9 protein-coding genes are annotated in these 12,565 nt (G+C 70.7%); 4 read left to right on the top strand and 5 right to left on the bottom strand.

The window, feature by feature from the left end:
* Positions 1-104: 104 nt before the first annotated feature.
* From DEJ01_RS15065 to pstC, 5 genes are all read right to left on the bottom strand, one after another.
* Entirely contained in the window at positions 105-2,171 is a 2,067-nt protein-coding gene (locus tag DEJ01_RS15065; RefSeq protein ID WP_111093462.1) for an Ig-like domain repeat protein, read from the bottom strand.
* A 64-nt stretch (positions 2,172-2,235) separates the two neighbouring features.
* On the bottom strand, positions 2,236-4,839 hold the full coding sequence (locus DEJ01_RS15070; protein WP_181438468.1) for a hypothetical protein: 2,604 nt from the start codon (positions 4,837-4,839) through the stop codon (positions 2,236-2,238).
* Positions 4,836-6,554, bottom strand: coding sequence for a phosphate ABC transporter substrate-binding protein PstS (gene pstS / locus DEJ01_RS15080; protein WP_111093464.1), 1,719 nt, complete (start codon positions 6,552-6,554; stop codon positions 4,836-4,838). The genes DEJ01_RS15070 and pstS overlap by 4 nt, the downstream gene beginning before the upstream one ends.
* Positions 6,555-6,574: 20 nt before the next feature.
* Positions 6,575-7,939, bottom strand: a complete 1,365-nt coding sequence (pstA, locus tag DEJ01_RS15085) for a phosphate ABC transporter permease PstA (protein ID WP_111093465.1) — start codon at positions 7,937-7,939, stop codon at positions 6,575-6,577.
* Between the two features lie 2 nt (positions 7,940-7,941).
* A complete protein-coding gene (pstC, locus tag DEJ01_RS15090; protein WP_111093466.1) occupies positions 7,942-8,925 on the bottom strand; it encodes a phosphate ABC transporter permease subunit PstC in 984 nt (327 codons plus the stop codon).
* A 449-nt stretch (positions 8,926-9,374) separates the two neighbouring features.
* Between pstC and DEJ01_RS15095 the strand changes: the two genes are divergently transcribed.
* The 4 genes from DEJ01_RS15095 to DEJ01_RS15110 all read left to right on the top strand — a co-directional run bounded on the left by DEJ01_RS15095 (position 9,375) and on the right by DEJ01_RS15110 (position 12,565).
* Positions 9,375-9,896, top strand: a complete 522-nt coding sequence (locus DEJ01_RS15095; RefSeq protein ID WP_111093467.1) for a hypothetical protein — start codon at positions 9,375-9,377, stop codon at positions 9,894-9,896.
* Positions 9,893-10,192 (top strand): hypothetical protein, encoded by a 300-nt coding sequence (locus DEJ01_RS15100; protein WP_111093468.1) that lies wholly within the window; start codon positions 9,893-9,895, stop codon positions 10,190-10,192. The genes DEJ01_RS15095 and DEJ01_RS15100 overlap by 4 nt, the downstream gene beginning before the upstream one ends.
* 226 nt (positions 10,193-10,418) lie before the next feature.
* A complete protein-coding gene (locus DEJ01_RS15105; RefSeq protein ID WP_111093469.1) occupies positions 10,419-11,885 on the top strand; it encodes a DUF6421 family protein in 1,467 nt (488 codons plus the stop codon).
* The gene (locus tag DEJ01_RS15110) at positions 11,882-12,565 is read left to right on the top strand and encodes an SDR family NAD(P)-dependent oxidoreductase (protein ID WP_111093470.1); all 684 of its coding nucleotides are present in this window, start codon (positions 11,882-11,884) and stop codon (positions 12,563-12,565) included. The genes DEJ01_RS15105 and DEJ01_RS15110 overlap by 4 nt, the downstream gene beginning before the upstream one ends.

The raw sequence follows: 12,565 nt of genomic DNA on the forward strand, positions 1-12,565 counted from the left end.
TTTGTTTTGTTTTTTTTTTAAAGCATCCGCCGCCACCGAGAACTACCACCTTCATATCGGCGGGCGGGTCAGGTGGTGAAAAGGGGAAGGGGGGGGGGGGGGGACTAGCGGGTGATCTTCACCGAGGACGAGGTCCGCGCGGTGTTCCACAGGGAGTCGCCGCCGTAGACGACGGTCAGCTTGTGCGTGCCGGCCTTGAGACGCGGGAGCGAGACGGTGCCGCGCCCGGTCTTCGACAGCGACACCGAGGCGAGCGTCTTGCTGCCCTCCTTGACGGTGACCTTGCCGGTCGGGACCACGCCGGTGCCGCTCACGGCAACGGTGACCTTGGCGTGGGACTTGGCGGAGACCGACTTGACCTTGCCGGCCTTCACGGTCGGCGCACCCTTGGCGACCTTCACCGTCGACACGGAGCTCGTGGCGACCGTCCCGCCGGCCGTGGCCGGGGTGTAGGTGGCGACGAGGCTGTACGAGGCGCGCTTCGGGACGAACGAGACCGAGGCGGTGGTGGCCCCGGCGGCGACCTTGGCGGTGCCGACGGTCTCCGTGCCGTTCCCGATCGTGACGGTGCCGCCCGTGGCGTTCCCGCCCGTGATCGTCGTGGTGACCTTGGCGGTCTTGCCGACCGTCAGACGCGGAACCGTCATCGTGACGCCGGTCGCGGCCGAGACGGTGACCGTGGACGCCGCCGAGGTGCTCGACGCGACGCCGGCGAGCGCCGGGATGAACAGCGCGTTGACCGAGGCCGTGCCGCTGGGCAGGGTCACCGGGGCGGTGACGCTCTTCGCGCCCTTGGCGATGGTGCCGGTCCCGACGACGGTGGAGCCGTTCAGGAACCGGACCGTGCCGCCGCCGGTGCCGAACGAGTCGACGGAGACGGTGGCGCTGACGGGCTTGCCCGCGACGGCCTTCGCGGGGATCGACAGGGCGGTGGTGCTCAGCGACGCGGGGAAGGCACGCAGCTGGGCGTAGCCGCAGGTGGTGGCGGCGTTGGTCGCCGGCTCCGGCAGGAACCCGTAGGCGGCGATGGTCGCGGTCTGCTTGCAGACGAGCGAGTCCTTGCCGACGAACGCCTTCGCGATCGCGCTGGACGGGTCGTCCGCCAGGCGCGACGGGACGATGTTGTAGACGTCACGGACGAAGCCGGCGTACGCCGGGTTGGTCGCGTAGGCCTTGCCGCTGCCGGTGGTCGCCGCGGTCTGGCTGCCGGCGGTCTTGCCGAGGTCGGCGAGCGTCACGCCGTGGCGACGGTCGGTGACCCCGCCGACGCCGTTGGCCTGCGCCACCCACTGGCTGACCGAGAACGGGGCGATCGCGAGCGTCGAGCCGGTGTCGGCCGCGACGACTGCGGTGCCGTCGTGCTCCTCGATCGGCTTGCCGGCCGAGGTGTCGGAGACGAAGGAGTTCGTGCTCGTGAAGCCCGAGGCGTCGGTCAGACCGAGCTGGCCGAGGAAGTAGCTGCGGGTGCCCGAACCGAACTTGGGCAGGAGCGGCTGGATCTTGGACGCCTTGGTGCCGTCCGGACCCGTCGCGCTGCCGCCCACGGAGTTGTAGGTGCCGTCCGCGTTGAAGTACACGTAGGACACGTCACCGCGGTAGACGTTCCAGAGCGTCGGGGCCGTCTTGGCCTGCGTCCCGTCCCCGATGGAGAAGGGCACCTTCGCCAGCGGGCTGCCCGGTGCGTAGGCGACGTCGACCGCGTCGCGGGCGAACGGCACGTACGCCAGGACGCCGTCGGCCGACTGGTCCTTGGCGGCGGGGCCGCCCGACGAACGGGCGAAGTCGAGCTGGCCGACGACGGACTCGTCGATCGTCGTGCTCGTGCCGTCGGCCAGGGCGACGCCCGACTTGTTGGCGACCGCACCGACGGAGACGAGCAGCTCGTCACGGCCGGCACCGGAGCCGGAGACGCGCGGGATCGCCGCTCCGCCGGATCGCGTGACGACGGTGGGGCCGGCGTTCGTCGCGTCGTACGAGGCGATCTGGTTCCCCCCGACCGCTGCGGCGACGCCGTTCATGACGTCCTGGGTCGTGTCCGAGCCGAGGCCGACGAGCTTGCCGAACGCGTTCCCCGCGGGGTCGGCCTGGGCCGCCGGCACGGAGAGGGCACCGACGATCAGCGCGGCTGCACCGAACGTGACTGCCGACTTGCAGAAGGTGTTGACCTTCATGGCTGGTGTTTCCTTTCGTGGGTTCGACGCTGCCCAGGTGGCAGCGGTCGTGGGTGGAACTCGGTCACACGTGGGCGGCGGCCAGCATCGCCAGCCTCCGGCCACGGCGGATCAGGAACGGCCCCACGCCGAGCGCCGGCAGGCCGGCTCCGAGCGCCGCGGCGAGACCCAGGCGGGTCGCCGCGAGCGGTTGGTCGTGGGTGCGTTGGGTGGGTCCGGACGCCTCGTCGACGTCGTTGGTCGACACGGGAGGCGCGGCGTCGGCCACCGGGTCGACGGTCGCGTCCGGCAGGGTGTCGGTCGACGTCCCCGGGTCGGTGACGGGATCGGTGACGGTCTCCGTCGTGTCGGTGGGCGGTGGGACCGCCCCGTCGGTGCCGGACGCCGTCGGCTCGGTCGGCGCCGACGCCGCCGGCGGCTTCGGGCACGCCGCGGCGACCGTCCGGGCGTCGGTCAGACCAGCGGCGACCTGCCCGGCCGCTGCCCGCATGCTGCTCGCCAGCGGGACGTAGCCGGCGGGGAGCTCGCCCTGCTTCTCCCCCGGTACCTGACCGGCACCGCTCGCGTACCGGATGAAGGTGGCGTAGTCCGAACGCTCCGCCGGGCTCGAGGCGCAGACGTTCACGGCCGCGTAGCTGAGCATGGCCAGCGGGTAGGCCGCCGCGTCACGGTTCGCGGGGTCGGCCACGACGACGCCCGGCACGGTCGACGGCCGCATGGTCGCGATGCCCTTCGTGATCGCCTCGGTGGTCGGAGCGACGGCCTCGCCGGCGGCGTTCACGAGCTTCGCGGTGGGGAGCGCGTACCGGGCGGCCGAGGCCGTGTCGGTGATCGACAGCAGGAACCGGCTCCCCGGCACCTGGGCGCCGAGCGAGGTGTAGCCCTTCGGCTGCCCGAACGGGTTCCAGGAGTCCTTCTGGTTGGGGTCCGCCTTGAGCGTCCGGTAGGCGCCCTCGTGCATGTCGTTCATGTACGGGCGCATGTCCAGGGTGCCGTAGCCGGTCTCGTCCGGGTCGCCGCCCTTCGCGATGGTCAGGTCGGCCTTCGGGAAGCTGTCGATCGTCGTGTCGGTCGCCAGTGACAGCGGGCGGTAGGCGGGGTTGATCCGCATACCCCACTCGTCCGGGCGCCCGTCGAGGAACGCCGCCGCGACGGGGTCCGCCCGCAGCCACGCCCAGACCCGGGCGTTCGCGTTCGTGTCCCCGAGCGCGACCATCAGTCCGGCCGGGGCGGTGTCGCTCTTCGAGCCGACGAAGGTCGGGTTCAGCGCGAGGAACTCCGGGTCCGTCACGATGCTCGAGGCGTTCGCCGCCACGGTGGGGTCGCCCTTGCCACGGCCGGGCACGTCCGCCTGGTACGACTGCGTGAGCAGCTTCGCGACGAGCCGTGCGTCGAGGGTGAGCTCCTGCGCCTGCAGCCCGTTCCGCGCCTTGGCGGGGGCGTCCGGGTACAGCCGGTAGTCGATCGAGAAACCGATCACGATCGCCGACTGCGCCACGGGGGCGTACCGGATGGTCGTGTCCGGGGTGGTCGCGGGGTCGAGCGGGGTGTTCACCAGGGCGAGGCGCGATGCCCCACCGGTCGTCGAGACGATCTGGTGCTGTGCCTCCTCGTCGCCGATCTGCGAGTAGCCGTAGGTGGTGCCGAGTCCGCACAGTGCGGGCTGCCAGGCGGTGACCGCCTCGGTGGCGGGCTCCGAGCCGACCAGACGCTGCTCCGCGTTGCCGATCGGGCAGGCCTGGGCCACGGACTGGAACCCGAGGGGGAACACGACGCGGTTGCGCCAGGCCGATGCCGACAGGGGCGAGCCGGTGACACGGCCGGCGGCGGTCGACCCCGCGGTGCCGCCGTCGAGGTTGTGGCTGCCGCGCGGCACGATCACGAGCCAGCAGTCCCGCGGCGTCGTCCTTCCGGCAGCCACCCGGTCCTGCCCGCAGCCGAGCTGCGGCGCCTCGAGCCCCGACTGGGTCTCGAAGGTGACCTGACCGGTGCCGTCGCTCGCGGTGCGCGCGGCCGTGACCTCGTTCGTGGTCGTCGCGTCGAACTGCTTCGACAGCTCCGTCGTGCTCTTCGACAGGGTCCCGTCGACCGACCGGAAGGGCACGCGGTAGGCGCGGAGGAACGGGTTCTCGACGGGCGGGTCGAGCAGCAGGTCGGGGTTCGCGTCCGGTCCGGTCAGGGTCGGGTCCTGCAGCGGGTCGTCCCCGTTCACCAGGTCGCGCTTGGCGGCGCCGACGCCGGTCAGGGCCGCGATGGTCGACGACGGCGCGCCCCACTGGCACTGTTCGGGGGACGGCCCGGCCGCCTCGTCGCCCCAGCACTGCATGACCTGGACGTAGTCGGTGGCGTACTCACTCGGCGAGGTCGGCTTCGCACCGGTCCAGCTCACCGTGACGCCCTGGTCGGTGAGTTCGCGGGTCTGGCTGACCGTGAACGACATCTTCGAGAAGTCGGCCGCGTCGGGGTCGGGCGTGGTGGTCGATCCCCCCGGACCGAGGGCGGCCTGCGCGTCGACCCACGACTTCGTCACCGCGGACGAGGGTGTGGCCGAGGGCGCGGTGGCCGACGCCGGGATCGTGGCGACGAGCAACGACCCGGCGATGGTCGAGGTGACGGCACCGAAGACGAGGGCCGCGGAACCGAGTCGGACGAGGTGCTGGTTCTTCACTTCTGGGTCCTCCGTCGGGACACGAGCACGCCGATCAGCGGGGGCAGCAGGACCACGCCCAGCAGTGCGGCCACGGCGCAGAGCATCAGGGTGCGGGTCGGCGTCCAGCCGTCGGCCGCGTCGACCTCGACCGGCAGGGCGGCCACGTTCTGGCACACACCGCTGTCGGCGTCGCACTGCACGGGCGAGCCGTTGTTCAGTGCGGGCACCGCGCCGGTGCCACCGCTGCCGGTGCTGCCGCCGGAGAGCTCCGTCGACCCGCTCCCGGATCCCGAACCGGATCCGCCCGAGCCGCCGGAACCGGAACCCCCGGACCCGCTGCCCTTCGCACCGGTCCCCGAAGCGCCGCCGGAGCCCGAGCCGGAGCCCCCGGCCGCCCCGGTACCGCCACCGGAACCGCCTGCGCCACCACCGGCCGCGCCACCGCTCTGGGTCGGCGTCGTGGTGCCCTTCGCCCCGCCGGTGCCCGTGTTGCACTGGGTCGCGCCGAGCTTGTCGCACGCGGGCGGCTGCGGTGCCTTGACGGCGAGGGTGTTCTTGCCGTCGGCGGAGAACGTCGGGTTGTTGCACTTCCGGATGTCGATCTTCTTCGCTTCGACCCCGGGGATACGCCGCACCTGGTCGAGTCCGGCCTGCACCAGGTTGATCGGCAGTGGCGAGTATCCGAGCACCTCGGCCTGCTGCTGCCCCTCGCACAGGAAGTAGTAGTCGAACGCCCCGAGGGTCTTGCCCTTCGCCGGGGTCAGGCTCGCGTCCGTGGTCGTCGGCACCACCATGTAGGAGTACGACGACAGTGGGTAGGTGCGGGCGTCGGGGTTGTCGTAGACGCCGTCGAGGATCTGCGTCAGGTACGACGACGACCGCTTGTCCTGGTTGATCTTCGCGCCGAGCAGGCCCACCGCGACGTTCGAGGCGGTCGGTTCGACGTAGTAGCCGGCCTTGTTCAGCACCTTCGCCACCGGGTAGCCGGTCTTCAACGCGTAGGAGTACTCGACGTACGTGATCGTGCCGACGTTGGCCTTCTGGGCGACGTAGCCGGACACGCCCTGCGAGTTCGGCTGGGCGATGAACCCCTTGCCGGTGACCGTCGGGTAGTTCGACGTGATGCCGCACGGCAGCGGCCGGCCCGCCTGCTTGCAGTACGCGTTCCACTCGGACGGGTACTTCTTGCTCATCCAGGTGGTGAACTGCGCGGTCGACCCGGACCCGTCGGACCGGACGACCGGCACGACGCGGCGCTTCGGCAGGTCGAGCCCGGGGTTGTCGGCCTTGACCTTCGGGTCGTCCCAGCTCGTGATCTTGCCGGTGAAGATGCCCGCGAGCACCGGGCCGGACAGCCGCAGGTTGGTGATCTGCTTGCCACCGGCGCTGAGGTTGTACATGAACGACGTGCCACCGGCGACGATCGGCATGTACGCGTAGCCGACCGTCGGCGGGACGTCGGTGACCCCACCGTCCTTGATGCCGTACGGGATCTCGGAGACGGCGAAGTCGACCGTGCCCGCCTTGAACTGGTTGCGGCCGTCGGAGGACCCGGTGCTGGCGTACCGGACCTTCATCCCGTACTGCTGCACGTTCACGGCCCACTGCTGGATCGCGACGGAGCTCCACGACGAGCCGGCGCCCGAGATGGGCACGTAGGACTCGCCCGCGTCGGCCGCGGTGGCGGGGAGGATCGACAGGGCCAGTGCGGCGGCGGCCAGGACCGCGCCCATCAGACGTGTTCTGCGGGGTCTCACGAGGGGTCCTTCTGGGAGGCGTCGGCGGGGAACGGGTGGACGTAGCGGCGGGCGTGCCTGCGGACGAAACGGCCGACGGGGCGCCAGACCGGTTCGGCGGCGGCGACACCGCGCAGGACCAGGCGACCGAGCGCCCGGAAGCGGTCGTTGCGGCGCTCGCGGGTGGCGACGGTCTGCGACCCGATCACGCGGGCGATCACGAAGAGCACCAGGACGAGGAACATCAGGACCGCGGCCGCGCCGAAGCCGCGGGCGATCATGTTCGGTTCGGGCGACTTGACGAACTCGAAGATCGCCAGGGGCAGCGAGATCATCGGGCCGCTCGTCGGGTCGAGGTTCAGGTCGGGCGCGAAGCCGGCGGTCAGCAGCACCGGGCTCGTCTCACCGATGCCGCGCGCGGTGGCGAGGATGATCGCGGTCACCAGGCCGGAGCGGGACGTCGGCAGCACGACCCGCCACACCGTCTGCCACTGACCGGCACCGAGCCCGATCGACGCCTCCTTCAGCGTCGACGGCACCAGGCGGAGCACGACGTCGGCGGACCGGATCATGATCGGCAGCATCATCACGCTGATCGCCAGGGACGCCGCGAACCCGGACTTGTCGAAGCCGAGCCCGACGATGACGCTCGCGTAGATGAAGAGCCCCGCGACGATCGAGGGCAGCGCGGTCATCGCCTCGACGATGGTGCGGACGAACCGGGCGAAGGGTCCGGGCACCTCGGTCAGGAACAGCGCCGTGGTCACGCCGAGCGGCACCGTGATCACGAGCGCGATCGAGATCTGGATGAGTGACCCCGCGATGGCGTGCAGCACCCCGCCGGAGGTCATCGGGTCGAGCGGCCCGGTGAGCGCCATGTCCTGCGTGTAGAAGTTCCAGTGCGGCAGCGCCTTGGTGGCCCGGATCACGCTGAACGAGACGACGAACACCAGCGTGGCCACCACGACGAACGCCAGCGAGTGCACCGCGGCGGAGACGACCCGGTCACGGACCACGGCCGCGCTCTCGTTGGTGGCGACGAGGAGCGCGTAGAACACCAGGAACATCACGTAGGCGACGGCCGCGAAGGCGATCGGGCCGGAGACCGGGGCGAGTTCGGTGAACACGATCGACGTGACCGAGACCGAGGCGACCGCGGCACCGACGACGCAGAGCACGTCGCTGATCCGGGTGCCGCTGAACCGTCGCTCCTCGGGCCCACGGGCCGGCTCGGACTCGCGCTCGAGCCGCGGCAGGACCGTGCCGGAGCCGGAGCCCGAGGGCGTCGACACCGTCACCGGGCTGGCCGGGACGGGCGTCGACAGGGGGACGGTGGGCAGGGGTGACGTGACGCCCGACGGCGTCTGGGTGGTGTCGGTCATGGCTAGCTGCTCGCTCCCGAACGCGATCGGGCGACCACGGCGGACGCGGCGAAGTTGATGCACAGCGTCATCAGGAACAGCGTCAGACCCGCTGCCATGAGTGCCGACATGCCGAAGGGTGTCGCGTCGCCGTACCGCAGGGCGATCAGCGAGGAGACCGAGCTCGCCCCGGCCTGCAGGATGTGCGGCTGGATGGCGAACACCGGCGAGATGATCATGTAGACGGCGATGGTCTCGCCCAGCGCCCGGCCCAGACCGAGCATCGTCCCGCCGATGATGCCGCCCCGGCCGAACGGCAGCACGACCGAGCGGATCATCCCCCACCGCGTCGACCCGAGCGCGAGCGCCCCCTCACGCTCACCGAGCGGGGCCTGCGAGAACACCTCGCGCATGATCGAGGTGACGATCGGCGTGATCATCAGCCCGACGACGATGCCCGCGATGAACGTCGAGGCCGTGTACGCGGTCGGCGACGCGAGCGGGTCGTCGAGGTCGACGCCCGACACCGAGAAGAGCGGGATCCAGCCGAACCACTGCGAGATCCACCGCGACACCGGCGTGATCTGCGACTGCAGGAAGAAGAAGCCCCAGAGCCCGTAGACGACGCTCGGGATCGCGGCCATCAGGTCGACGAGCCCGATGAACGCCTTGCGGATCCGCAGGGGTGCGTACTCGGTGATGTACAGCGCGGTGCCGAGCGAGAGCGGCAGGGCGAACGCGATCGCGACGGCGGCGATCAGCACCGTGCCGACCAGCACTGCGGCGATGCCGAACCGGTGTGCGTCGGGGTCCCAGGCCTGCGTGGTGAGGAACCCGAACCCGGCGACGCGCAGGGCCTCGGCGGCCCGGACGGCCAGGAACAGCCCGACGAGCAACATGATCGCGAGGACGGTGACACCGCCGGCACGGGCGATGTTCCGGAACCTGACGTCCGATGGGTCCCGCACAACCGTGAGCAGGCGGGGCGAATCTGTGGACAACGGCATCCTTCGGAATCCGGGGCAGCAGGTCGGGTGCGCCGGGGGATGCTGCGCTCCTGTTCCGGCGGGCATCACATTGGCAGTCGCTCGACCAACGAAGGCCCCTCAGCCGGCGTCCAGGAAACGGCTCAGAAGTGAACAGACGGGTTTCCTGAGCGGATCGCAAGCTCCGTGTGGTCGCCACACCCTCCGTTCGGGGGCGGACGGAGCAGTCCGGGGTACAGCGATCGGGGCACAAGCCCGATGCGCCACAGAACCCCAGATCGGAAGGTGGTTCGTTCCCGGAACCAATATTTCCTCACACTCACGCGCCCCCCTCCCGGCACTGGGTGAACACCCAGGGGAACGAGGCTCGAGCTTCCGGTCCCGCGTATCAAACTTGTCGTTGCACATTTCACCGGATAGCGGCAGATTGGTCTCCGATCGGCGAAGGACGTCGATCGGGAGGGCACCCAATGACGTCGTTCACCGTCTCCACGAGCAAGATCGCAATTGTCGGGCTGTTGACAACCGGGTTGTGCGCGTCCATGTTCGCCGCTCCGCCAGCTCACGCTGCCACGGGAGCACCTGCGGCTTCGGTCACCTCGATCGTCGAGGACCTCGATCTCCAGGCCGCCGACGTCGAACGCGGGCTGGCGCTGATCGAGAGCGTTCCGGAAGCCGTCCTCCTCCAGGGCCAGACCGCGTACGAGGAATGGGCAGCTGGCAACCCGCTGGTCCAGCGAGCAACTCGTGCGAGCATCCTCGAGTGCACGGGAGCGATCGCGCTCGTGATCGCCTCAACGGCATTCCCCGTCGCGAAGATCTTGAAGATCAAACGTTTGATCAACTCGCTCGGCGGCGTCACGAAGGCAGTCCGGATCATGTGGGGCGCGTCCTTCAGCTGGGAGAAGATCCGGGCCCTCGGCGGGGCTGCGGCTGCGCTGGGGGCTGAGCTCCTCGGCATCGCGGCAGTGAAGCGAGGGTGCTTCCGATGAGGCGCCGGGCGCCGGCCTTCATCGTCCTCTTCGGGATCGTGTCGACGGTCGGCGCCTGGCTCTCGCTCGATCTGCTCTACGCGTGTTTGGCCGCGCTCGCGACGATCACGTACGCCGCCTTCGCTCCGAGCATCGTCGGGAGTACCCCGATCCCCCCGGGGTGCGCACCAGACCCGGCAAAGGTGCGAAGTTGGCGTGAGACGCATTCGGACTCGACGGTGAGCGAAGCGATCGATGCCGTCACCAAGCGTGAGCGCATCGACTCGGAGGCCCGTGGAGACAACGGCTCCGGGTGACCCGCCCGGCGCCGCTGACTCCGACCACGCTGACCGCCCACGCAGGACCGGCGACGGTTCCATGCGCACAGCAGTCGGATCCCCGCGCGAGCACCACGACGACGCACGATTCCACCGCAGATGGGCAACTTTGCGTCCCCCGAACTTCCCTAGGCTCGAGACGATCCGGTAACGCGCACCACTCGTCCGCAGATCCGCGGCCGACCCCGATGACGGGAGGTTCGACATGTCCCAGTTCGCCCAGAAGATCTCGCAGGACGCCATCGTCGGAGAGCCCGAGGTCGTCGAGGACCACCTGTCCGTGCGCGAGATCGCCGCCCACCCCGCCTGGCTCCGGCTCAAGCTTGCAGTCGTCGCCCTGCAGGCCCTGCAGACGCGGGACGGCTCCGTCCCCGAACCGTCCGACCACGCCGCTGCCGCCGGTCACGTCGCGGTGATCGTGCCGGCCGTCGCCGAGCTGGCACCGCACTTCCCGCACGACGCCGCGTTCCTGCAGGTGCTGCAGCTCGACTTCGCACGCTGGCAGGAGCAGGGCTTCGGGGTCCCCGACTTCCTCGACTCCCTCACCGCGTTCCAGCCGCAGCAGCACCGCGTCGACGGGCTCGGCCACCTGGTCGTGTTCCCGATGGTCACCCAGAACGGCAGCACCTCGCGCTTCGTCGAGGCGGTCCTGGTCGAGGTCATCTGGCCGGAGTTCATCGCCGAGCTCGAGGCCGGCGACCACGGCAACGCGTTGTTCGTCGCACTGCGCTTCGTCGACTTCACTCCGGGGTACGACACGAACTCGGCGGTGCTGTTCCCCGAGACCGTCGCGATGCGCTCGATCCCCGCCTTCACGTGGGGCGCGATCTTCCAGGACCGCGAGGCCGCCCGCTACCGCCGGGTCGTCCGTGCCGCCGCCGACGTCACCAAGCTCGAGCTGCCGGCCGAGGCCGCTGCGATGCTCGACGACCAGCAGCTGACCGAGCGGGTCTTCGTGATGTGGGACATCATCCACGACCGCTCGCACATGCGCGGGGACCTGCCCTTCGACCCGTTCATGATCAAGCAGCGGATGCCGTTCTTCCTCTACTCGCTCGAGGAGCTCCGCTGCGACCTGACCGCGTTCCGCGAGTCCGTGCGTCTGGAACGCGAGCTGTCCGCCGGACCCGACACGGGCCTCCAGGACGCGCAGCGCGCCATCCGTGACCACGCGCGCCTGGTGCAGTACGCAGTCGTCTTCGACCGCATCTTCCGCTTCGCGATCACCGGCAGCCGCATCCGCAACTACGACGGACTGGGCGGCCAGCTGCTGTTCGCCTGGATGCACCAGCACGGCGTCCTGCACTGGACGGACACGCAGCTGACGATCGACTGGCCCGAGGTGCCGGACGTGATCATCGCCCTGAGCGACGAGATCAACGAGCTCTACCGGCGCTCGATCGACCGGCCGAAGTCGGCGCACTGGCTCGCCGCGTACGAGATGCTGACCCGCACGCTCACGCCGCACCCGGCGTCGAAGTGGGCGCGTGGCCTGCCCGACGAGACGCTCGCCGGACCGCCGCGCGGCTACACCGATGCGGTGCTCGACGACGAGTTCCCGCTGTCGATGTTCTACGAGGCCCTCGACAAGAAGATGGCGACCGTCATCGCGTCCACGGCCGGCATCACCGGCACCACGGACGCCGAGCTCGTCGGCGAGGCCGCCGCGTGACCGACGGCTCGGTGGCCGGTCGCCTGGTGCTGATCGCCGGTGCGACCAGTGCCAGCGGCGCAGCCGTCGCGCGTGCACTCACCGCCGCCGGTGCGGCCGTCGTCGCGGTCGGCACCAGACCCGACGCCCTGGAGGCCCTGCGCGCGTCCGTCCCGGGCGTCGCGACGCGGACGTGCGACCTGTCGGACCTCGGTGCGGTCACCGCGTTGGCCGACGACGTCCACGCGGACGCCGGCCGCGTCGACGGACTGGTCCACCTGGTCGGCGGATGGCGCGGCGGTGGCAGCATCGTCGGCCAGTCCGACGCGGACTGGGACTTCTTCGACCGCGCCTTCCGGACCCTGCGGAACACGACCCGGGTCTTCCACGACGACCTGGTGGCGTCCCCTGCCGGACGGCTCGCGTTCGTGTCGTCCACCGCGGTCGACTCCCCCACCGCCGGCGCCGCGAACTACGCGGCGGCGAAGGCCGCGTCCGACGCCTGGGTCCGGGCCGTCGCGCAGGGGTTCCGGAAGGAGGCACCGGAGACCGCCGCGGCCGCCGTGTTCGTCGTCGGTGCACTGTCCGGCCTCGAGGACCGGCTCGGCACCGAGGTCGTCCGGCTCTGGGACACCCCAGCGGCCGACGTCAACGGCGCCCGCATCCCGCTCACGGCGCCCGATCCCTCGAACCTAGGATGA

Source organism: Curtobacterium sp. MCLR17_040, assembly GCF_003234735.1.
In the GTDB taxonomy this organism is placed as follows: Bacteria; Actinomycetota; Actinomycetes; order Actinomycetales; family Microbacteriaceae; genus Curtobacterium; species Curtobacterium flaccumfaciens.

Coding starts and splice junctions, on each gene's coding strand:
- DEJ01_RS15065 (WP_111093462.1), bottom strand. CDS start 2,171: ATGAAGGTCAACACCTTCTGCAAGTCGGCAGTCACGTTCGGTGCAGCC.
- pstS (WP_111093464.1), bottom strand. CDS start 6,554: ATGGGCGCGGTCCTGGCCGCCGCCGCACTGGCCCTGTCGATCCTCCCC.
- pstA (WP_111093465.1), bottom strand. CDS start 7,939: ATGACCGACACCACCCAGACGCCGTCGGGCGTCACGTCACCCCTGCCC.
- pstC (WP_111093466.1), bottom strand. CDS start 8,925: ATGCCGTTGTCCACAGATTCGCCCCGCCTGCTCACGGTTGTGCGGGAC.
- DEJ01_RS15095 (WP_111093467.1), top strand. CDS start 9,375: ATGACGTCGTTCACCGTCTCCACGAGCAAGATCGCAATTGTCGGGCTG.
- DEJ01_RS15100 (WP_111093468.1), top strand. CDS start 9,893: ATGAGGCGCCGGGCGCCGGCCTTCATCGTCCTCTTCGGGATCGTGTCG.
- DEJ01_RS15105 (WP_111093469.1), top strand. CDS start 10,419: ATGTCCCAGTTCGCCCAGAAGATCTCGCAGGACGCCATCGTCGGAGAG.